The sequence below is a fragment of the Bacillus cereus group sp. MYBK30-2 genome (assembly GCF_051915945.1).
GTDB classification, from domain to species: Bacteria; Bacillota; Bacilli; order Bacillales; family Bacillaceae_G; genus Bacillus_A; species Bacillus_A paramycoides.
On sequence record NZ_JBQAFR010000012.1, the window covers coordinates 1 to 21,293 of the forward strand.

Sequence of the window (21,293 nt, forward strand, 5' to 3'; positions counted from 1 at the left end):
TCTTGTGGCACACATCACGATAGAGATCGAAATGCAGCGCTCAATCTTAGAAACGAAGCAATTCGTCTCTTAACCGTAGGAACTACGGGGATAGCCTACTGAATTAGAAACCGTTAGGTTTCTGTACTTAGGAATCTCCCACTTCAAACAGTCCGTAAGGATGTTAAGTGGTGAGTAGTTCAAGAGATCAATTGTACAACAAGGAATTATTGTTAGTGCTTTACATAATCACTGGTTGTACATGAACCCATTAATTATGTATATTCATATCCAATCGGTGGAGCCCCCGTTACATTTTGCAAAAAAATTGGCAAATTCTTTTTTGTTCTTAAGTAGCTATCCTGTTGCTAATAACGAGGCTCAATAATCAGTGATTTGGATGTATTTATTTTTTGTTAATAGTTTGGAGAAAAGTTTTCTTTGCACATTTACCTTTTAGCAGTCATATTGTGAGTATTTTTAGAGGTACACCCATGCTACTTACTTCGTTTATACTTGAGAAAATCATAAACTTTAACAACTTGAAATCCTTTTTCCTGATTCTTAGGAAGAATGATTTTTAGAGCAGCTACAGTTTGTCTTCTGTTCCCTCCACCATCATGAAGAAGAACAATATCTCCGTTACGAGCATCTTTAATACGTGATTAGCAATGGCAGTTACTCCAGGATTCGACCAATCACGTGAATCTTGATGCCAAGACCAAAGTACAATTTGTTTCCCTTGTTGCTTGACTGTTGTAAATACAGTGTAATTTATATAACCACCAGGTGGTCTGAAAAGTAAGAGATCTTTATTTCATTTTTCTATATATTTCTGCCCTTCTATAATATCTTTTTGGATTATTTTTAATGGTGTATTTTGAGCGAAAACATGATTCATTGTATGATTGCCAATTTCATGCCCCTTATTTAAAACCGTTTTTACTAATTGAGGAGCCTGTTGTATACGAAAGCCAATTATCTTTTTGTTGGTAGGTACGTCCCGAGTGACTATCCCCGTTGGCTCTAGATCTTCTCTCATTAACATGCGAACAGCTACTTTATTTGAAGTCAATGTACCAATAGTACATAAGATACCGACTATAATTATAAACTTTAATTTATGAACCATTATTACCCACCTTTTATGACTATTAAGTGAAGTGGAATTTAGTTTCTTACAAATGGCGTAAGCATTTCATAGTATTGGTAGCAAATACATACATGTATTAGTGTGTTTATTTGGAAATTTTGGAGACATTAAATATGCATAACTTGGTAGTTTACATATGTTTTTTTGTATTTTGGGAACAAGTGTTAGGAGGGTATTTATGATGAAAAGCTGTACAGCACTTCTTATTATTGATGTACAAGTAGGTTCATTTGAAGAGAGAAAAGTTCTATATAATGAAATGGAATTATTAAGAGTTATTCGATTATTGATTTCTAAAGCCCGTTCTGCTTCAGCCCCTATTTTTTATATGAAATTTAATGGGAAGTCTGGTTCCACACTTAAACAAGGGACAGTAGGGTGGGAAATTCATAAATCTATTGCTCCAGCAACAGGAGATGTCGTTCTTGAGAAGAATCACCCGGATTCTTTTCATAAAACGGGTCTTCAACAAGCTCTGGAAATGAGGAATATAAAACGAATTGTTATAGCAGGAATTCAATCTGAAATTTGTGTAGATGCAACATGCAGGCGTGCGTACAGCTTAGGATATGACGTTACTCTTGTAGGGAATGGACATAGTACATATAATTCTACAGTATTATCAGCGTCTCAAATCATTAAGCATCATAACGAGATAATTGGTCAATGGTTTGCTTGTGTAAAAAATGCGGAAAATATAGAATTTTAATTACTTCCTTACAACTGATTTTGTTCTATAATAACATATGCTTCCCGACTATGCTTTTTAGTGATTAGTATATCGATTTATAATTGCTAAATAAATACTGGAATATCACCATCAAGCTAATATTTTAGAATATCTCCAGAACGGAAAAGTATCTCTTCATAAAAAATTCTTTTGGATGCAAGAGGATTTTTTTATTGGGAATAGTAAGGGGGAGGGGAGGTGCATTACATATGGGAAAAGGTAGAAGTAATAATGCTGGTAAAAAGCAACCGAATTTCGATGATTCATCTAATTTCGCTAAACAAAGCCAACCGACAGAAAAGAAGAAGAAATAAGAAAAGGAGCTCTCTTGATAAAGGGAGCTCCTTTTTAAGATATATTGATGTTTCAGAACAACATATCGATGGCTCAACCAAATAGTCATAATTGCAAGGCTTAATTTCCTGCGAATGGCAGCCGATTTAATATATAACCTTGATAAATTAATTGAAAATAAAAGACTATATACTATACACGAAAGAGCATAAAACAGGGGAATTATGTATAAGGAGTTGATGGGTTCTGGTGCGGAAATGTCAAAACACCAGAATCCATTGTTATTCAAAATGAAGCCTATTAATAAACTGTTGTGAACTACTCGCCACTTAGCGAAACTTGAAGTGGGAGCTTCTCAGTTCCACGACGAAAGTAACCTTTCGTCTCCCTGAGCGTTACTTCGGAGTGTTCCAACCCTAGATGTCCAACGCCTGGACGCTCTTTTGGTACGGTTGATATTTTACGCAGGAACCGAATGGCTTGGTTTTCGCACTCTATTTTCTTCCTGCAACCTCATATATCAAGTTATCAAGGAACTTCATATAGCTAGTTTATCAAAAGAGTTTGGCTATGCCAAACCGAAATTCATCTCCCACCTACCGTTGGGCTAGCGCCCTTCACACGCTCGAGGAAGGAGAATTCTTTCGGTAAATTCGTTAAAATTTGTGATGGATGCTTGTCCTTACTAAGTACCCATCCATACGAAAATGGGGGACTACAAGTTCAATAGAGATAATTTCTTTTTGGGCATCTACTCGGTTATTTACAAAAGAGTAATCTAGGCCAATCGCAATGGCTAACTCTTGATGTACCGCATTTTGTATAGCCTGTGTATTTATTTTAAGAAAGTTGATCGAAAATATAGTAAATAATACTTCCTTTGACCCTGTACTATGGTACAGGGTTTATACTTTATATGAGGTGAGATAGATGCAATATCGTATTGGAGAACTGGCTGAAAAGTGTGGCGTTAACAAGGAGACCATTCGATACTATGAACGATTAGGCTTAATTCCAGAGCCTAATCGTACCGAAAAAGCATACCGAATGTATTCCCTACAAATGGTCGATCGTTTGAATTTCATAAAACGGACGCAGGAATTGGGGTTTACCTTAAATGAAATTGACAAATTGCTAGGAGTTGTCGATCGCAATGAAGCAAAGTGCTGTGACATATATGATTTCACTGTTCTTAAATTAGAGGACATCCAACGTAAAATTCAAGACCTTAAAAAAATTAAACAAATGTTGATAGACCTTAAAGAAAGATGTCCCGAAAACAAAGATATTTACGAATGTCCTATTATCGAAACTTTAATGGACTCAGAAAAGAAAGCAGAAGAATATTTATAATAATAATAAATTGTAAAGGTGGAAGAATAATGGAAGATTGTTGTAGTAACCTTAAAGGAATAAAAATTGAAAATAATGGTCATTGTCCAACATGTAAAAATAAAGCTAAGAATGTAAAGTTGATTACACTAAAATCATTGCTTAAACCATCTGCATTAGAAACATTAAATGCTATAGAAAATCACTATTTTTGTTCAAACGAAGATTGTGATGTAGTCTATTTTGATACGAATAATAAAAAATACTTTGTATCTGACATAAAGGTAGCTGTACATCAAAAAGATGACTCAGCAACTACACCAATTTGTTATTGTTTTGATTGGACAAAAGAAAAAATTAAACAATATGTGGAAAATGGACTTACTCCTAATCCAGTAGAGCATATTCGCGAAAACATAAAAGAAAACCGATGTGGTTGTGAAGTAAACAATCCACAAGGTAGTTGTTGTTTAGGCAATATTACAACTTATATTAGAAAAATGTCATAAGGAACCTAAATGTTGCTTTTTTTCGCCAAAATAAATCAATATTCCTCCACAAAAGGGCGCTATTCTTTTATAGAGAAAGCGTCTTTTTCTTGTATTTCAAGTGTTCTCATGGTTAAGTAATTTTTTTGTTTTCTACGATTGTTGAATGACTAGCGTATAAAAGAGACTCTCCTTGAACATAATACTAGATTAATTGATTTATAGAATGGGAGCGTGAAGAATAATGTTATTATCTGAGTCCTGGGAACAGTATCAATTAGATAAAAAATTGAGGGATATTCACCTCTGACTTTAAAAACATATTACTTTCAATATAAATTTTTATTACGTTATTTCGGTGACATTAACATGAGTGAATTTACTACAGAAAAACTAAAGGTATACTTAATTGAAGCAGGAGAACACTTAAAGCCATCTAGTTTAGGACACCGAGTTCGTTGCATCAAATCACTTTTTAGATGGACACATGATGAAGGTTTTATTCTTAAAAACCCTGCTACTAAATTAAAAGAGCGAAAGTTAGGCAAAACATCGGCTCTTTTAATTTAGCAGAGCCGAAAACAAAAATAGCCACTTTCTGTTAAAGAGTGGCTTTGTATGAGTACGATTACTACATGTTACAGGGCTAGTATGTAAGTAATTACTTAAATGCATATAGCCTTATTTACCGGAAGGAGAACCCCTGTTCTATTATTTTCTAATCAGTCTCGTTAAAGCCATCCCAAGAAATCCAACACCCATTCCTATCAGCCATCCAATTTGGGAACTTCCTAACAAAGATCCCACTCCTCCACCAAGAAACATGCAGCCAACGAATACTAATGCTCCAATGCCCCATTTCGGCCGATCCATAACTCAATCACATCCTTTCAATAAAACATATGCTATTAGCTAACTAAACTTTCTTGAATATGATATGTTAATTATTTTGCTAGAGGTGGTATATTTGTTTGGCTTAGGTATAGCAATGGTCAGGGAATTTAAAAGACGGAGATTGACGGCTTTAAAGGGATTGTAGGAGGGAAATTTAATGTTTAAGTATCATCACTTAAGGGTTGTGGAACAAATTCTTTTTCAACTTACTAGCTAATAGAAGCTTGATGATTTTCCACAATCGGGCGCTTTCATAGAATAAAAGGAGAGCATATATTAGTCATGTATAATATGTGCTTTTCTTTATTTTTAGGGGTTTTTATCATTTAGGTCTTGATAAGAAGTACTGCAGGGACTTTTAAAGGTCTTTCGATATTTTGGTTTTATGTTAGCAAAAAGTGCTTTCATGTAAAGAAAACATTTTATCAGTCTACAACTATTTTTTAACAGTCTAATACTTTTTTCTATAGTCTAAAACATTTTTTTATGAAACACTTGATGGTAATAGGAAAAAGTATTTGCTTTTTGATGTAGGCAGAATATAAGATGATACAATTAGAGAAAAATGTGGAGGGGCTCATAGTGGAGATAAGAAAATATAATTCTGATGACATCAAACAATTAACAGATTTAATGCCAGATTTAGGTTATCCTAGTTCATTAGATGAAATGAAAGTAAGAATGGAACGTATCGAATCCAATCCAAATTACTACACCTTTGTTGCAATAAATGATAATAAGTTAGTAGGGATGATAGGAATAACAATTCATACAACGTACACAAACAACGATGAAAAGATTCAAATAACATCGCTAGTTACAAAGAAAGAATATCGCGGTCAAGGTATTGCGAAAGCATTGATTAAATATGTGGAAGAATGGTCTTTGAAAAGAGGATCTGATTTTATTTATCTTCTAAGTGGAAAAAGTGAAAAGAGGGTAAAGGCACACGAACTATATAAATTCCTTGGTTACGAAATAACTGGTTATAGGTTTGTAAAACGTTTGCGAAAAATGGATGTGCTTTAACAATTGGATGCAATTGTTGAATAATTAAATCCCAATTTCTCATTTATATCACTGAGAGATTGGAATTTTTAATAATGGAATAAGCTATGCTACACATATGATTAACAACGGTGCGCCACTTGAAGTAATACAAAGCTTATTTGGTCATGAGAAGAGTGAAACCACGAGATAACTCTTAGATTTAAACGACTTTATTGTTATATTTTTAAGTATAGTGAAGTTATCTACATCAAAAGTTAAACAATTTTATTTTAACCCCATCCTAAAATCAGCATGGGGTTATGCTTGTTTGAGGTTTTAAAATTAAATAACTTTATAGTCACTTTACACCTGTCCTTTAGTTTAAGTGCAATCCTTCACAAATCCCATAATGATTTTAACACAAATATTAAATTTTACTTGGGATTCTTATTTCATTAAATGACCCAATACAAAAGAAAGAGCACAATTCTTATTAGAGAATTGCGCCCAATTGTTGAAGATTAATTAATTCATTTTTTTAAAACTTTCCCCCAATTAAATTTCAATAAGTATAGGAACAATCATTGGCTTTTTCTTAGTATGTGTATATACATATTGTCGTATTGATTTTTTTATTTGTTTTTTCATTACAGTCCATTGGTTTCTATTTGCTTCTTGTAGCTCGTTAACAGTTTTTATAGTAAGTCGATTAACTTCACTTCGGAGTTCCGAGAAATCTCTATCCACAAATCCACGAGAAAGGGTATCGGGTTCAGAAATCAGTTTTCCTTCCGCTTTGCTCATAGTTAAAACAATCATGAGCATCCCATCCTCTGAAAGTTGTTTACGGTCTCGTAACACAAATTCCCCAATATTATCGATATCCCCCCCGTCTACGTAGGTATTCCCAACCGGTATTTTCCGGGTCTGGCGGGCAATGGTATGTTCAATATCGACGACATCGCCATTATTGATGATAAACGTGTTTCCTTGCTCTACTCCAACGGATTCACCTAACAAACGGTGATGGTGTAGCATTCTAAATTCACCGTGAATGGGAATAAAATATTTTGGTTTCATTAATGTAAGCATTAATTTTAAATCTTCTTGATAACCATGGCCAGAAACATGCATTCCGGATGTACTTCCTGATCCATAAATCACGTTGGCTCCAAGTGCGAATAAGTTGTCTACAATACTCGTGATATTTCGTTCATTCCCGGGTATTGGACCTGCTGCAAATATAACCGTATCTTCAGGTAAAATGTCGACATCGCGAAAGTTTCCAGTGGACAGGCGAGCAAGAGCAGCCATTGGTTCTCCTTGACTCCCCGTGCATAAAATGGCCACCCTTTCAGGAGGCATTTCATTTATTTCATGTGGGTCAATTAACATTCCATCTGGAACTGTTAAATAACCACGTTCCATAGCAACCGCTACGACATTAACCATACTTCGTCCAAGCAACGCAATTTTTCGATTTGTTTTTTGTGCTGCATTCACGACTTGCTGAACGCGACTAATATTTGAAGCAAAGGTAGAAACAATAACTTTGCGTTCGGCTTTCATGAAAGTTGTTTCCACATGTTCGCCTACCATTTGTTCCGATGGGGTCAAACCAGGACGTTCTGCATTGGTACTCTCAGACAATAGAAGTAAGACCCCTTCTTTGCCGATTGCAGCCATTTTATGAATATCCGAATTCTCATTATTCGCAGGGGTTAAATCGAACTTGAAGTCCCCCGTATGTACAATATTACCCTCTGGTGTGTGAAAGACTATTCCCAAGCAATCAGGAATACTATGGGTCACTTTGAAAAAGCTTACACTCATTTCTCCGATTGTCAAGTTTGAGTTTGAGTTGATTTCAATAAGTTCACTTTCTCTTAAAAGTTTATGTTCTTTTAATTTGATTTCAATTAATCCTAGTGTGAAGCGTGTGGCATAAACGGGTACATTCAATTTTTTTAAGAAGAACGGGATCCCCCCGATATGATCTTCATGTCCATGTGTGACAAGTAAAGCCCTGACTTTATCTTTATTTTCTACTAAGTAAGCTATATCAGGGATAATCAAATCAATTCCTAAAAAACTTTCATCTGGAAACTTATTGCCACAGTCGATAATCACGATATCGTTTGAATATTCGATTGCATACATATTTTTCCCGATTTCATTCAAGCCGCCTAAGGCGAAGATAGATAATGCATTCTCTATTGTACTCAAATTTATATCCTCCCATTTTAAATATAATCTTAGTATGCCCTTTGGGTTTCCATTTATCAGTGGGTTGAATGCCCGAGCTTCCTATAAAAAAGGGAACTCTAGACTTGTTTTTTCCTAAAAATAATGACTACAACATTGATGTCTTAGTTTCCCACATCGTTATCGAGGTCTATCCTCCCATGGAGACAGCTGCTATTGAAATCACTCATGGTTTTCGATTCTTAATAAAGACGTAATACTTTTTTAAGAAATGCGCCCGATAATGGAAGATCGTTATGCAGAGGTGATGCTGCACTTATATTGTAGAATAACCCCCTAAAACAGAAGAAGCTCTCCTCATACTAATTGCTTAGCTTAGAGTGAGAACAAATTCATCTAAATCTTATCTACGTGCATTGGAAAAAACGCTGTCTTCATCTGTAACACTGAATCCACATCTCATCAGAACCTTAAGGGATCCAAATAGATGTGATTTTTGTTAACACAAATCTTTTAAGGGATGAGATATTGATGTTTAATAGATTGGGTCCAAAAATTGGATATTCTTAAACTCGGCATCCGCAGTAGCAAAATCCATTAATTTAGCTCCCTCAATAGGGGGAGTGACACATACCCATCAACTTAAGAATTTTATAAAGCCCCAAAACAAAAAAATGTACATTTTCTCCTGGAGATGTCAATTTTTTCGTTTTGGGGTATTTGCTTTTCTTAGCTTGATGGTGATGGGGGGTACCCCTTAACGCACAGGTAATTGATTAAATGTGTCTAATGTTAAATGATAATATAGCTATTTAATTTCTAAGATATAAACGCAGTAAACACCGTCCGAATAATCGAAGGGTGTTTACAATAGTTATTTAATTTTTTTCTATCTCTACTAACTCCCTCAAAATCAGTCACAATAAAGATGTTTAAAAATAGCCCTTATGCAACTAGAGGTATCGGCTAGGTGCAAAACAATAGATAAAAGAAATAAATTTCAAATTCATTACTATTTGGTTAACAGTTTTTATTATGACTTTATCAGTTCCTTTAAAGCACTCGTATTATTGCTTGTTAAAACGGGAATGAATTCAGTTATTTTTTCAATATCCCAGTCCCACCACTTAATGATATTGAGAATATCAATTGTTTCCTCGTCAAATCTATAACGTATTAATTTAGCTGGATTTCCTCCTACAATTGAATAAGGCGGAATTTTTACGTTTACGTATATTCACTTTCTAGTCTAATACTTTATTTTATGGATAGCGGAACAATGCGCAATAGTGGGGTGGGGGCTATGTTAATGCATACTGTTCCTTTATTCAGTAGTTAAATAATAAAATTTCACGTACCTTATATAATGTTAAAATTACAAATTCAGAAATAGGGGAATTCCAACTTAGAAAGGCAATTAACTTTATTACCAGCTTTCGATGATAAGAAAGTACAAAAGGAAGTAATAAGCGTATTAAAGGAATATAGAGCACTCAAGATGCGATTCAGTAATGAAGTGGAGCAAGAAGGAATCAGTTTGTTTCCTGAGTTACGTAATTCAAGGAACACGAGTAAATGGAAGGTGCAGCAGGTAGAGAAGGCGCTTAATAACTTATTAATAGAAATTACACATTAAACCAGTGAACATTCTAAAAAGACAAACATATGATAAAATCGTGGGACAAGTTATCATATGAGGTGAGACTTGGAGCGCCATACTTATTCTTGAAGAGTACCTAATGGAGGGTACTCTTATTTACTTAATAAAATGGACATTTGACTTGACATAACCCTAAGTTGACCAGTGATTGTAACCCCTTTCATAAATTGGATTCCAGAGATATATTTAATATGGGCATATAAATTTTCATTTAAAGGGGTATAAGTGAAGATGCGAGAAAAAGAACGCTTAAAGCAATGGAGAACAGATCTACAACAAGTTATTTTGGAAAAGTCTAAAGAGAAAAGAGCGAGAAATAAAAAATATAGTATTCCTGGTAGCTCGTTTCAATTCATGACTAGCAAGGATATCCATCACAAAAAGAATGGGGTATGGAAACAAGGAAATAAGTAAAAATGCTTTTATTAAATTTATAACTACTATTATAGGCGCTGTCGTAATCTGGATGGCGTCTTGTTTGTTGTTAATGGATGATAAGGGTAAAAGGCTTTGAGAATCTTTTAAAAATAAAGACTATTAGTTAAATAAATGGTATAATTTTCTTGTTAATGGAATTAAAATGAAAATATAGATAAATGAAGGGGATAAGGTGATTTGAATGGAGGATTCTAATCATAGAGAAACAAAGGCTATATTAAAGATATGGTTTATCTATATACCACTCGCATTGGGGGATTTCATTTTTTCAAGCATTATAGGTTACTTCAAAAAAATAAAAATTAAGATTTTGCATAGAAAAAACAATTAATCTATTTAATTGTTTTTTTATTATTCTCTAACAAAACAAACGAACACAACGAATGAAAATAGAGATAGTTAACAATGTGAAGTTTATGCAGGAAATAACGGTGTCTTAAGGTGAAAATAGCGTAAAATCAACGATGTATAAAAGTTGTTGTAAGTGCAAGTTTTCGAAAGTGTCGCAAACGTTGATATGACGGCGTATTTCCCAAAATCCTTGTTTACATAAGAGATCTTATAAGTAGTTGTAATAAAAGAGTGAAGTCTGTCTCAAAATGAAAAGAATTCTTATCTTATTGAGACAGATGAAAGAATTTCAAAATTATATTTTCAAATATGTATTAGAATTAAATTTTGCTCAGCGTTCACCTAAAACAAGGATAATAAAAGATACCTTTGACCTAAAAGGACTAAAGGAAACACTCTCTTTCAATATTACAAACAATTAAGCTTTGAGTAAAACACAACCGATTTAGTCTTAAGAGGTTAAAGTTAGTTGTTTTGTATTAAAATTTTCTTAACGTGTTTTTATATACTGTCTGTACCCTATAAGTAACCGTATAATCAACATTAATATGTATAAGTGAATGTATCAGAAACTAAAAGATATTTTTACTGATGACAGGTGAATAATACATTTTATTGGATGAGCATAAAAGTATCGTAAAAAGGGGAAAAAACAAACACATTACAACTTCGCACGAAATACCAATTTTACGAACACTAAGTTGGTTATATAAAAATCTAATACGGTATCTAGGGATTTCCCGTTCATGTGCATAGATTCTAGTATTGGTATACATCTATGTAATTCATATTTTATATGAAAATAATCAAATTCTGAATTACTCACTAGCAATCTTTATAGTGAATTGCATTTTAATTTATAAGAGTTTTTCTTGTGTTGATCTAATTAACTCCTGATAATCATGATTAAATTAACCAATTCATATTTTATAACGACTTTTATGTTGTTTTCATGTATTCATTTTGTATAAATTTATATATAAAATTGCTTTATCTTACATACATTTAAATGTAATTTTTGTACTAGTTTTACTAGCCTAATACAAATTTATCACTTGGTTATCTATAATTTTTATTAGAATAACTACACTATTCCATTCAATTTCTAGTATATTTTAGCATCCCATAATTTAATTATGTAAATAAGTTTGTGTAAAAATTGAATTTAATGCGAACTTGTGTTCGTGTATTTTTTCTGTTATAGTATATATGAGGTGATTTTTATGGATTACAGCAAGCAACGTCAAAAATCCGTACATCGTAAGAAATTATACGAGAATTTAAATGAAATGCCCTTTTACATAGAAGAATTTGTGGAGTACAAAGAATTGCATGATGCCTCTCCCTCCACCCTACTGAATTATGTATATGATTTTAGAGTCTTCTTTAATTGGCTATTATCTGAACAAGTTATTGAATTTAAGCCCATTAAAGAGATATCCTTCTCTGATTTGGAGAATTTAAAGAAAAAAGATGTTGAGAACTTTATGAGGTTTCTAAAACTACAACAAAACATGCAGAATTCCTCTGTTAACAGAAAAATTTCAGCCTTAAAGTCTTTATTTAAGTATCTTACCTCCCTATCAGAGAATGATGATGGAGAATGTTATTTTTATAGAAATGTAATGGCTAAGATTGAAATACATAAAGATAAAGAAACATTAAATGCCCGTGCAAAACGTATGAGATCTAAGATATTTCATAATGATGACGATCAAGAGTTTTTGAATTACGTTAAGTACGAACATGAAAAATCTTTAACAAAACATCAGTTGTTCTATTTCCTAAGAGATAAAGAGCGTGATGTAGCTATTCTCTCCCTCTTTCTTGGTAGTGGTATTCGTGTAAGTGAATTGGCCGATCTTCGTATGGAAGATATAAACTTAAAAGAAAGACTAATTGATGTAATACGAAAAGGAAATAAAGAAGATTCAGTATGGATTACTCCAATTGCATTGAATGATCTTGAAAAGTATATGGAAATTAGAGATAACAAATATGCTCCAGGGAAAGAATTAAAAAATGTATTTTTATCGAAGTATAAACATACTGCGCAGCCTCTTTCGGTTAGGGCTATCCAAGATATAGTAGAAAAATATACTAAGGCCTTTGGTAAAAGAATGTCTCCTCACAAATTAAGACATACCTTGGCAAATAAATTATATATGGAAGAAAAAGACTCGTTACAAGTAATGCAGCAACTTGGACATACGAGTCAAGATACAGCTTTGTTATACACTCAACTTGGGGAAACAACTATTAAAGATAGTTTAGGAAGAATAGGAAAGAATAAAGAATAAAAGTTTGGCAATTTTGCATTGCTGAACTTTTATTCTTTTCCCTAACTAGATATTTAAATGCTATGTATTATTCGTTTCAATTTTGATTTTATTATGTAAAAAATACATAGTTTGAATTCTACTTTAATAGGTATTTAAAAACTCTCTCTTGATAGATATAAATAAAAATTTTAGATTCATACAAGTGTTGTTTACATTAAAATTGTATTTATTGTAAAGTTAGACAAAACAGTACATTGATTTTTTATCATCAATGTACTGTTTTGAAGTTTGAGGTGAAAAAAATTGAGTAATCGAGAAAAGCATCTTTTTTCTTTCTTCAATTGGGGTACTTGGTGCAGAAAAGGAAATATTAATGAAGATTATATCTTTCAATGATTAAGTTAATAGAACTTTATTCCAAACAAAAAAAGACTCTCAAATTTGAGAGTCTTTTTTATATGTTTAGAACTTCTTTTTCTAAAATTAGCGAGTATGTGTCCGTACGACGATCTCTTAAAAATTGCAGTAGATTACGAACTTCATTAATTTCCTTTGTATCAATTTTTTGGATGAGTATTCCTTCCTCCTCTCCCAAAGAACAAACAATTTCTCCCATTGGATTACTGATAAAACTTCCTCCATAGAAACACATGTCCTTTTCTTTTCCGACTCGATTTACAGCTGCAACAAATACACCGTTATGAATACTATGAGCTGATATAGCTTTTGTCCAAATTGGTTTTGTTGATAATTCTGGATAATCTGGTTCAGAGCCAATTGCGGAAGGGTAAAATAATATTTCTGCTCCTTTTAGTGTCAAAATTCGTGCTACTTCAGGGAACCATTCATCCCAACAGATCCCGATTCCTATTTTCCCATACTTTGTACTATATACTGGATACCCTGTATTTCCTGGTGTGAAATAATATTTTTCATGGTAACTCGGTCCATCTGGAATATGATTTTTACGTGTTGTTCCTAAATATTTACCGTCAGCATCAAACACTGCTGCACTGTTAAAATAAATCCCTTGTGCCACCCATTCATAAAAAGGAACAATTAAAACAACATGAAGTTCTTCCGCTAACCTTTGCATCGCTTTTAATGCTTCATGTTCAAAAGGAATTGCCAGTTCATAATTACGAACTGAAACGTTTTGAGCAAAGTATTCAGCATGATATAATTCCTGTAAACAAATAATCTTGGCTCCCTTTTTTGCTGATTCTCTTACCTTTGCTATTGTTCTTTCTATATTTCCCTTGATATTCTCATTACACGCTAATTGAACTAGCCCAATTGTCACTTCACTCATTCTCTTCTTCCCCCCCACATTAATTCTTAACGCTTTCTTTTTCATTCCGAAATACTATATTTCCATTTACCACTGTAAAAATAACCTTAGCATTTTGAATCTCTTCCACCGGTATAGTAAACAAATTCCGATCTAGCACAACTATGTCAGCTAGCTTCCCTTCTTCTATTATGCCTAGTTCATTTTCGCGAAATGAGGCATACGCAGGGGTATACGTGTATGCTCGTAACGCTTCTGCTAATGATATTTTCTCTTGCGAATTCCATTCCACACCTTCATCATCTAGCCTTGTTACAGCTCGGTAAATTTCTGGTAACGGGTTTACTGTAACAACAGGATAATCGCTGCCAAATACAAGCGTTGTTCCCGCATCCATTAATGTTTTCATCAAGTAATTGTATTGCATTCTTTCTGACCCAATTAACCTTCTATATACTTCTCGACTTGTAAGATTAATATGTTCAGGCTGAATAGACGCCAGCACCCCTAATTTTTGAAACCTCTCAATATCATTTGGATGAATCATTTCGACATGCTCAATTGCGTGCCTTGCATCCCTTTTTCCATTCTGTATTTCAGCCTCTTCAAAAGCATCTAATGCTAAACGTACAGCTCCATCTCCTATTGCATGAAACCTTACGCGAAAGCCCTCCTTATCAGCCGCTACTGTCCATTTTTTTATGATTTCTGGTGGGTATGTAGTATGCCCTCTCGTCGTTTCCTCATTATATGGTTCAAGTAAATATGCCGTATAACTAGTTGTTACTCCATCAATAAATTGTTTAAACCCGCAAAATTGAACCATACTAGATTTGTATTTTTCCTTTAAGGATTTTGCTAAGTTTAAATCTCCATTTAGCGGAGCAACAAAATGAATTCTCGTTGTTAACTTTCCTGTTTTTTCAAATTCATCATATAACTCAGCTTCTTCTACGCCCATTTCAGGTATCCTCAATAAATCATGCACAGAGGTTACTCCATATTTCGCAGCTTCTATTAAAAAATTCTGAAGCAATATCCTATTTCGTTTAGAGTTAAACTGCAATACGCTAGTTGCTAACCCCACTGCATTTTCCTTTAAGACTCCTGTTGGCTCACCATTTTGATCCCTAACGATTTCTCCATATGGTGGACTCTTAGTTTCTTTATTAATCCCTGCCATTTCGAGTGCTTTACTATTTAACCAAACACTATGAAATTCAGCATGGTATAAAAACACTGGTCGATCTGCAACATACTCATCCAATATGATCCGATGTGGCTCTTCATGAATTTCCCACAAATTCTGTTCCCAACTGCTTCCAATTACACAGTTTCTCTCTTTATTTCGTTCAGCAAATTCCTTTACAAGCTTTCCAACTTCTCTAGCTGAACGCGCATGAATTAACTGTACTCCCTCATTTACTAAACTTCCTAACATTAAATGAATATGGAAATCATGAAATCCAGGCATAATGAGCTGATTTCCAAAATCATGTACAATTGTGTCAGCATCTACATAACCATGAATATCTTCTTTCGGAACAAGAGCAGTAATCTTATCATCCTTAACAATAATTGATGCCGAGATAGGTGTTTCTCCTATACCTGTAAATACAGCATGACTACTTAAAATCATATCCGCTTTTTTTCTCATAACTCTCCCCCTAAATAGATAATTCTTGTCCATCTTCTTTTGGCAATTCATCAAAATTCATCTGTGGTGGTTGAACACGGAAGAATTTTGTTATATATAGAAGATATGCAATACCCATAATGGTCCATATCCCTCCCAGTATGAGAGACATCTTATCTAAATCACTCCACAATTTAATTGTTATACATGCACCAATTAGCGGTATTAACAAATAGAGAATCGTAGATTTTAATGACCTTTGTCCTCCCTTAATAAAATAATGTGCAATGACGGAAATATTCACAAATGTAAAAGCAATTAATGCACCGAAGTTAATAAAAGATGTAATTGTAACAAGGTCAGTAAATAGTGACACCAAAGCAAAAATACTCACTAAAATAATATTTTTGATAGGCGTTTGAAAACGCGGATGTATATAGGCAAAAAATGATTTTGGTAGTACAGAATCCCTCCCCATTGCATATAAAATACGCGAAACACTAGCATGAGAAGCTAACGCGGATGTGAATGAAGTTACAATCATTCCTGCAAGAAACAAAGCATTAAATAAATTTCCTCCTATCATTCTAGCGATTTCAGCAGCTGCCGTATCTAAACTTTTATATGCCAAATAGTCTGGATGTATTAAATGTGCTAGATATGAAACGATAATATAGCAAATACCAGAAAAGCAAATGACAAAGAAAATTGCTTTTGGAATGGTTCTTTTTGGTTGAATTGTTTCCTCTGCAAAAGTTGTTAAAGCATCAAACCCTAAAAAGGATAAACAAAGTACAGATGCCCCTGAAAATGCTGCAATTATTGAAGAATCTGGATTCATAAACGGTTTTAATGAAAATAATGTTCCCTCTCCTGTTCCATTAAGAAGTGAATTAATACATAGAGCGCAAAAAACCATCAATACGATATATTGGAATCCTAAAAAAATCATATTCATTGTAATCGTTACTTTTGTCCCTACAACATTAATTACTGTCACAATTATAATCATCGCAATAATCCATATACTAGAAGGAATAGAAGGAAGATATTCCGATAAATAGAGTGAAATAATGAGGAAGTTAATCATCGGGATAAACAAATAATCCATTAAAATTACCCAACCAACCATGAAACCTAATCCTGGACTTAATGACTTTTGTGTATACGTATAAGCTGATCCCGAAATTGGATACGCTTTTGTCATTTGTCCATAACTATATGCTGTAAATAACATCGCACATAGTGCAAGTATATAGGCTGTTGGTATCACTCCTTTTGATAAAGATTCCACTACGCCAAACGTAGTAAAGACCGTTAATGGTGCCATATAGGCCAGACCTAGCAATACAAGTTGAAAAAAATTCAAAGAACGCTTTAACTGAATGTCATCTTTCACTTTTCAACCCCCCTTCATCTTTGCAACTTATCTATGCAATTTTTGTTCCATTTTGTTACCCTATAGAAAAATCATTATTTTCTCATGTTATAAAGCGAAAACGGATAAATTCCCCACGGGAAAATATCCGTTTCTGCATAAAATATGAATACTTGCATACTTTCCGCACGCCAGAAATATTAAAAAAAGAAAGCATGTGGTGCTACCCCATGCCCATCAAGCTAAGATCTTGAAGTACCCCCTAAACAAAAGTTTTAATTTTTCTACGGTTATTTATGTGAATCATTTAACCCACTTATTTACTTTTTTGTTTTGAGTAAATTATCAATTTCTTTTTCATTAGGATATTAGATTTTGTGTGAATTAATACCAAGCCTTTTCAACTAATGGGGGCTTTTCTTGAATAAGCAACGAACATTATTCATTTCCCTAAGTCTATTAAAAATGAATAAATTCCTACTTTTTATGTAGAAAGTAGGAATTATTTTTCGTAAAAGATTTGTCTTTTTTCTCAAAGCACTACACTACATTTAAAAACCCAATCATTATGCAACAATCACGCGCGTTTGTTTAATTGTTAAAAACCTTCTACCAATACATTCATTTATCATAGAAGGTAAACGAACCAGATGCTTACAACAATAAACCAAATGTTGATTGACAACAGGAACACTCGCTCACAAATCCCAAAGATAAATCGCAACGGCTTGAACATCGTTACAACAACAGCCCCAAGCGAGATAGAAGAAATCATTGTTATGATGTGAAAAAATGGTTCTAGATTTTTAAAGCCTTCCAGTAATTTTAAATGACTTCCTCCACGATCAATGACCATATAGGAAAAAGTGAACGCAAGAATAGCAAATAAGTAATGGAGTTTTCCTCGAACCGTAAGTTTTTCTCCTTCTAGGTCAGTTGGAAAGAATAACATAAGGATACGGGAGATGACCATTAGAATGATTAAAATCGGAATGGACGCGGATATGGAGAAGCGTTCTTTTACATTCAACAACACGATAGAAAGTGACAATGCCCCTAAATTGCTGAGCCAAGCGTAAATTAAAAATAAATTTTTTGTAGCACCTACACCGTAATCACTTACAGCATGTCGAATAGGATGATAGCCTGTTTTCTTAAAGTGAAGTATGAGAAAAAAAATAAAATAACCCAAAAAGAACAATACGGCCACAATCGATAGGATTTTCTCGATGGACAATTTCAGACCTCCCAAAGTTCATCAGATTCAGTTCTCCAACAGTTCCTTCCCCGTTTGTTGAATAGCATCATCAACAATTTAATTTTAAATGACTTTATTATTTTTTAAACAATTATATTATGATTTAAACGACTTTATTATCACGAAACATATGCTGCCAGAGATTTAAGATTTACTTATCAAATTCTATATATATTGGCATATGATCACTGCTCTTAATCCATTTTTCAAAGGAACCTACCTCAACAAGGCTTAATTGATCAAGGATTATCTCAGAAGCAAACAAAAAATCAATATGAAAAGGGCTACTCTTATCTTTTCTAAAAAAATAGGTCGGTTTAGTTTCTTGCCCATGTTTTTCTTTAAAAAAACGATGGTAAGCACTTCTAATGCCTACACTTTTAAGACGTTCAACGACCATAGAGTGTGTTCCAACCCTTTTGATATGATCGAATTTCTTATTACTGTTCCAGTCACCCACAATGATACATGGTTCCTGTAGTAAATGTTTGTAGTGTTCTAATGCTTTATAGATTTGACCTATGTAACTATCATATCGGTTTTTAGTTTTTTGTGACCAAACTGCAAACAAAATAAAATCTTGTTTACCGCTGACTTTCAAAGGAATTATATAGCGAAAATCATCATCATAATCCGGATGAACTTCAATTTGATAAGTATTATTTAATGTAATTATTCCAATTCCTTTGTTTCGATTGTCTCCGAACCAAAGAAACGGTTCGATATCCTTTTGATACTTGCTTGCTCTCCATTTTTCATGAGCTTCACATTCAGGAATGACTAAAATATCTGCATTAAAAGGGAATATTTTTTCAATCTTATTTCTAAATCCCATCGCTGCATTCCATGTAACTAGTTTCATTTATTAAACCTCCTTATTTAGACACATAAAATACAATGAGATAGTAGTTTTCGCTATAAATTCGCTCTTTATATTTGTAGCTTTGAAATAAAGTTTGTTCAAAAATACCCCGCAATCCAGCATTTTACAATAAATTAAAAACATCCATTTTGAAAAAAGATTGATCAAAATGAATGCTTTTCTAATAGATTTAAGATTGGTTTTTATAAAAAAGATTGATCATTTTTCACTTATGTTGTTCAATAATAGCGCACTATAATGGAAGATCGTTTCTTAAAATTCTATATAAAAAGGTTGTTTGTTTTCATCCAAACTGTATTCAATTCTTTGTCTGAAATTCATAAATTTTACCATTTCTAAAGCTTGCTCAATAGGATAGAACCCTAATTCCAAACTTTCTGGTGTAGTCGTTAATTTGCCTCCAACTGGTTTAGCTAAGAACAACGTATTACATATTGAATGGTTCACATTCTGGAATACTCCACAAAATTTTAAAACCTCAATATCAATACCTGTTTCCTCTTTAGTTTCCCTTATTGCAGCATCTTTCAAGGACTCTCCTTCCTCAACTTGTCCACCTGGCATTTCCCAACCTCTTCTAGGTCCCTTGATCAATAGAATTTCTTTTTGTTCATTGATTACAATAGTCGCTGCTGAAACTATATGTTTTGGCGGTGAATAAATATTTTGTGTGATTTGTTCCAATTGACTTCCTCCATTTCTATAAATTTAGTATGTTTATCTTTATACAGTAACCTTGCTCTTTTCTGGAATAACTTACTATTTCAAAGTGAACAATCCAATTCCCTTCTTTATTCCAAAATATGGTTCAATTGCAGAACAAAAAAATCCTGCATCAATACAGGACTTTTAATTATTCTTTTTTATAAACGGTGCAACTTTATTACAAACGGTCAAACTTTATTATAAATTTACAATATTAATAGGTGAAAATCACCATGACTTTATTTTAATGCGACAATTATGAATAAAGATAAGCGATTTACTACTATACGATTATAAGAGATAAGTATTACAGATAGTATATATTATTCAACTACCAATAAACACATATTATGTTCATTAGACATCCCTTCAGTTCTTCTGAAGGAATATCTAATGTAGTTGCGATATTTCATTTTTCGATAACAAAAAATGATTGCACATTCAGAAAACAACTTTTCATTCTACAACTATTTTTGATAGATTAAATCTTTTTATTTATATAAAATTATAAAAAGATTTATATAGCTAACTACTATGATTAAGATTATATATGTTAAAATTTAGGTAAAGAGATTGATATATGATAAAGAGGTGAGAGGATGCGTTATTACAAAGATTATATTACAAACTTAAAAGAGTATGAGCATATGAACCTATATGATACGGCAGCAATATTATCAATCCGTATTCATGATTATACGTATGTTACTTACGGGAAGTCTATGATCCCAACAATGGTTTCAACTATATCAAAATTAAACAATGGAAAATTGATAAACCAAAAACTATTAGATATGTATCAAAAATACGGAGACAGTGAACTGAGTGTTACGATATTAGAGATAGGGGATTATAATGAATTACAGAAAAAAGCAAAAAGGTATATAAAAGAGTTAAAACCAGAACTTAACTACCAGCATAATGGTGTGAAAGATAGCGGTAAACTTTTCTCCGAGCAACATTGTGAGAATTTATCTAAGTCTAAAATAGGTGAAAGACATAATAGAGCGAAACTTACAGAAGAACAAGCGATAGAAATTAAAAAATTAGCATTATATACTAATATGTCATCAAGGGAGATTGCAGAAATGTTCCATATCAGTCCTGGACAGGTAAGAAAAATAAAATCAGGGACAGCCTGGGGACATATTCAAATCTTTGTTAGAGGCAACTTAGTTTAAACTGAATCCAGGCGCTTTTTCTTATTAAATTTCTCTTCGAATGGCTAGAAATGGGAGATGTGAAATCTTTACAGTTAGTTCAGGTTCAAATTCTTCATATATATGAAATAGAAAAAGTGTTGCTCTAGCTTTAGAATAAAGTTTGATTACAACCCTTTTCAAACA

General features: G+C 33.1%; 16 protein-coding genes and 5 pseudogenes. 11 read left to right on the top strand and 10 right to left on the bottom strand.

Annotated elements, in window-relative coordinates:
• Positions 1 to 178: 178 nt before the first annotated feature.
• A pseudogene (locus ACTFQM_RS26085) lies at positions 179 to 367 on the top strand (DUF1259 domain-containing protein); the annotation flags it as partial.
• 109 nt (positions 368 to 476) lie between these two features.
• Here ACTFQM_RS26085 and ACTFQM_RS26090 read toward each other — a convergent pair.
• Positions 477 to 1,027, bottom strand: a pseudogene (locus ACTFQM_RS26090) (polysaccharide deacetylase family protein).
• 283 nt (positions 1,028 to 1,310) lie between these two features.
• Here ACTFQM_RS26090 and ACTFQM_RS26095 point away from each other — a divergent pair.
• From ACTFQM_RS26095 to ACTFQM_RS26110, 4 genes are all read left to right on the top strand, one after another.
• Positions 1,311 to 1,841 (top strand): cysteine hydrolase family protein, encoded by a 531-nt coding sequence (locus ACTFQM_RS26095; protein WP_440036850.1) that lies wholly within the window; start codon positions 1,311 to 1,313, stop codon positions 1,839 to 1,841.
• Positions 1,842 to 3,086: 1,245 nt separating this feature from the next.
• Positions 3,087 to 3,509, top strand: a complete 423-nt coding sequence (gene merR1 / locus ACTFQM_RS26100; RefSeq protein ID WP_440036852.1) for a mercury resistance transcriptional regulator MerR1 — start codon at positions 3,087 to 3,089, stop codon at positions 3,507 to 3,509.
• A 29-nt stretch (positions 3,510 to 3,538) separates the two neighbouring features.
• Complete coding sequence (locus ACTFQM_RS26105) at positions 3,539 to 3,997, top strand: putative iron-sulfur cluster-binding metallochaperone (RefSeq protein WP_440036853.1); 459 nt, start codon at positions 3,539 to 3,541, stop codon at positions 3,995 to 3,997.
• A 348-nt stretch (positions 3,998 to 4,345) separates the two neighbouring features.
• A complete protein-coding gene (locus tag ACTFQM_RS26110) occupies positions 4,346 to 4,546 on the top strand; it encodes a hypothetical protein (RefSeq protein ID WP_025149698.1) in 201 nt (66 codons plus the stop codon).
• Positions 4,547 to 4,687: 141 nt separating this feature from the next.
• On the opposite strand, the gene ACTFQM_RS26115 is transcribed toward ACTFQM_RS26110, so the two are convergent.
• Positions 4,688 to 4,849: a hypothetical protein gene (locus ACTFQM_RS26115; RefSeq protein WP_002175166.1), complete on the bottom strand. Its 162-nt coding sequence runs from the start codon at positions 4,847 to 4,849 to the stop codon at positions 4,688 to 4,690.
• 603 nt (positions 4,850 to 5,452) lie between these two features.
• Between ACTFQM_RS26115 and ACTFQM_RS26120 the strand changes: the two genes are divergently transcribed.
• Both ACTFQM_RS26120 and ACTFQM_RS26125 read left to right on the top strand, forming a co-directional pair.
• On the top strand, positions 5,453 to 5,899 hold the full coding sequence (locus tag ACTFQM_RS26120) for a GNAT family N-acetyltransferase (protein ID WP_002175167.1): 447 nt from the start codon (positions 5,453 to 5,455) through the stop codon (positions 5,897 to 5,899).
• A gap of 82 nt (positions 5,900 to 5,981) precedes the next feature.
• Positions 5,982 to 6,071: pseudogene (locus tag ACTFQM_RS26125) on the top strand (tyrosine-type recombinase/integrase); the annotation flags it as partial.
• 344 nt (positions 6,072 to 6,415) lie between these two features.
• On the opposite strand, the gene ACTFQM_RS26130 reads toward ACTFQM_RS26125, so the two are convergent.
• Complete coding sequence (locus ACTFQM_RS26130) at positions 6,416 to 8,086, bottom strand: ribonuclease J (protein WP_178941227.1); 1,671 nt, start codon at positions 8,084 to 8,086, stop codon at positions 6,416 to 6,418.
• A 1,012-nt stretch (positions 8,087 to 9,098) separates the two neighbouring features.
• Positions 9,099 to 9,284 (bottom strand): annotated as a pseudogene (locus ACTFQM_RS26135) (chloramphenicol acetyltransferase); the annotation flags it as partial.
• Between the two features lie 246 nt (positions 9,285 to 9,530).
• Here ACTFQM_RS26135 and ACTFQM_RS26140 point away from each other — a divergent pair.
• The 3 genes and pseudogenes from ACTFQM_RS26140 to xerS form a co-directional block, all read left to right on the top strand.
• A pseudogene (locus ACTFQM_RS26140) lies at positions 9,531 to 9,689 on the top strand (ArpU family transcriptional regulator); the annotation flags it as partial.
• 267 nt (positions 9,690 to 9,956) lie between these two features.
• Entirely contained in the window at positions 9,957 to 10,139 is a 183-nt protein-coding gene (locus tag ACTFQM_RS26145) for a hypothetical protein (RefSeq protein WP_400560636.1), read from the top strand.
• Between the two features lie 1,598 nt (positions 10,140 to 11,737).
• Complete coding sequence (gene xerS / locus ACTFQM_RS26150) at positions 11,738 to 12,814, top strand: tyrosine recombinase XerS (protein ID WP_440036856.1); 1,077 nt, start codon at positions 11,738 to 11,740, stop codon at positions 12,812 to 12,814.
• Positions 12,815 to 13,250: 436 nt separating this feature from the next.
• On the opposite strand, the gene ACTFQM_RS26155 is transcribed toward xerS, so the two are convergent.
• The 6 genes from ACTFQM_RS26155 to ACTFQM_RS26180 form a co-directional block, all read right to left on the bottom strand.
• Positions 13,251 to 14,108, bottom strand: a complete 858-nt coding sequence (locus ACTFQM_RS26155; RefSeq protein WP_440036858.1) for a carbon-nitrogen hydrolase — start codon at positions 14,106 to 14,108, stop codon at positions 13,251 to 13,253.
• 19 nt (positions 14,109 to 14,127) lie between these two features.
• On the bottom strand, positions 14,128 to 15,744 hold the full coding sequence (locus ACTFQM_RS26160; protein WP_440036861.1) for an amidohydrolase: 1,617 nt from the start codon (positions 15,742 to 15,744) through the stop codon (positions 14,128 to 14,130).
• Between the two features lie 10 nt (positions 15,745 to 15,754).
• Entirely contained in the window at positions 15,755 to 17,122 is a 1,368-nt protein-coding gene (locus tag ACTFQM_RS26165; protein ID WP_440036862.1) for an APC family permease, read from the bottom strand.
• 607 nt (positions 17,123 to 17,729) lie between these two features.
• Positions 17,730 to 18,338: a DUF998 domain-containing protein gene (locus ACTFQM_RS26170; protein ID WP_440036864.1), complete on the bottom strand. Its 609-nt coding sequence runs from the start codon at positions 18,336 to 18,338 to the stop codon at positions 17,730 to 17,732.
• A 172-nt stretch (positions 18,339 to 18,510) separates the two neighbouring features.
• Positions 18,511 to 19,221, bottom strand: a complete 711-nt coding sequence (locus ACTFQM_RS26175; RefSeq protein ID WP_440036867.1) for an endonuclease/exonuclease/phosphatase family protein — start codon at positions 19,219 to 19,221, stop codon at positions 18,511 to 18,513.
• Positions 19,222 to 19,494: 273 nt separating this feature from the next.
• On the bottom strand, positions 19,495 to 19,926 hold the full coding sequence (locus tag ACTFQM_RS26180) for an NUDIX hydrolase (protein WP_440036870.1): 432 nt from the start codon (positions 19,924 to 19,926) through the stop codon (positions 19,495 to 19,497).
• A 620-nt stretch (positions 19,927 to 20,546) separates the two neighbouring features.
• Between ACTFQM_RS26180 and ACTFQM_RS26185 the strand changes: the two genes are divergently transcribed.
• The gene (locus tag ACTFQM_RS26185; RefSeq protein WP_440036872.1) at positions 20,547 to 21,128 is read left to right on the top strand and encodes a hypothetical protein; all 582 of its coding nucleotides are present in this window, start codon (positions 20,547 to 20,549) and stop codon (positions 21,126 to 21,128) included.
• Positions 21,129 to 21,293 lie beyond the last annotated feature (165 nt).

Excerpts from the sequence above, each read along its gene's own strand:
- ACTFQM_RS26095 (WP_440036850.1), top strand. The coding sequence starts at position 1,311 with ATGATGAAAAGCTGTACAGCACTTCTTATTATTGATGTACAAGTAGGT.
- merR1 (WP_440036852.1), top strand. The coding sequence starts at position 3,087 with ATGCAATATCGTATTGGAGAACTGGCTGAAAAGTGTGGCGTTAACAAG.
- ACTFQM_RS26105 (WP_440036853.1), top strand. The coding sequence starts at position 3,539 with ATGGAAGATTGTTGTAGTAACCTTAAAGGAATAAAAATTGAAAATAAT.
- ACTFQM_RS26110 (WP_025149698.1), top strand. The coding sequence starts at position 4,346 with ATGAGTGAATTTACTACAGAAAAACTAAAGGTATACTTAATTGAAGCA.
- ACTFQM_RS26115 (WP_002175166.1), bottom strand. The coding sequence starts at position 4,849 with ATGGATCGGCCGAAATGGGGCATTGGAGCATTAGTATTCGTTGGCTGC.
- ACTFQM_RS26145 (WP_400560636.1), top strand. The coding sequence starts at position 9,957 with ATGCGAGAAAAAGAACGCTTAAAGCAATGGAGAACAGATCTACAACAA.
- xerS (WP_440036856.1), top strand. The coding sequence starts at position 11,738 with ATGGATTACAGCAAGCAACGTCAAAAATCCGTACATCGTAAGAAATTA.
- ACTFQM_RS26155 (WP_440036858.1), bottom strand. The coding sequence starts at position 14,108 with ATGAGTGAAGTGACAATTGGGCTAGTTCAATTAGCGTGTAATGAGAAT.
- ACTFQM_RS26160 (WP_440036861.1), bottom strand. The coding sequence starts at position 15,744 with ATGAGAAAAAAAGCGGATATGATTTTAAGTAGTCATGCTGTATTTACA.
- ACTFQM_RS26175 (WP_440036867.1), bottom strand. The coding sequence starts at position 19,221 with ATGAAACTAGTTACATGGAATGCAGCGATGGGATTTAGAAATAAGATT.
- ACTFQM_RS26185 (WP_440036872.1), top strand. The coding sequence starts at position 20,547 with ATGCGTTATTACAAAGATTATATTACAAACTTAAAAGAGTATGAGCAT.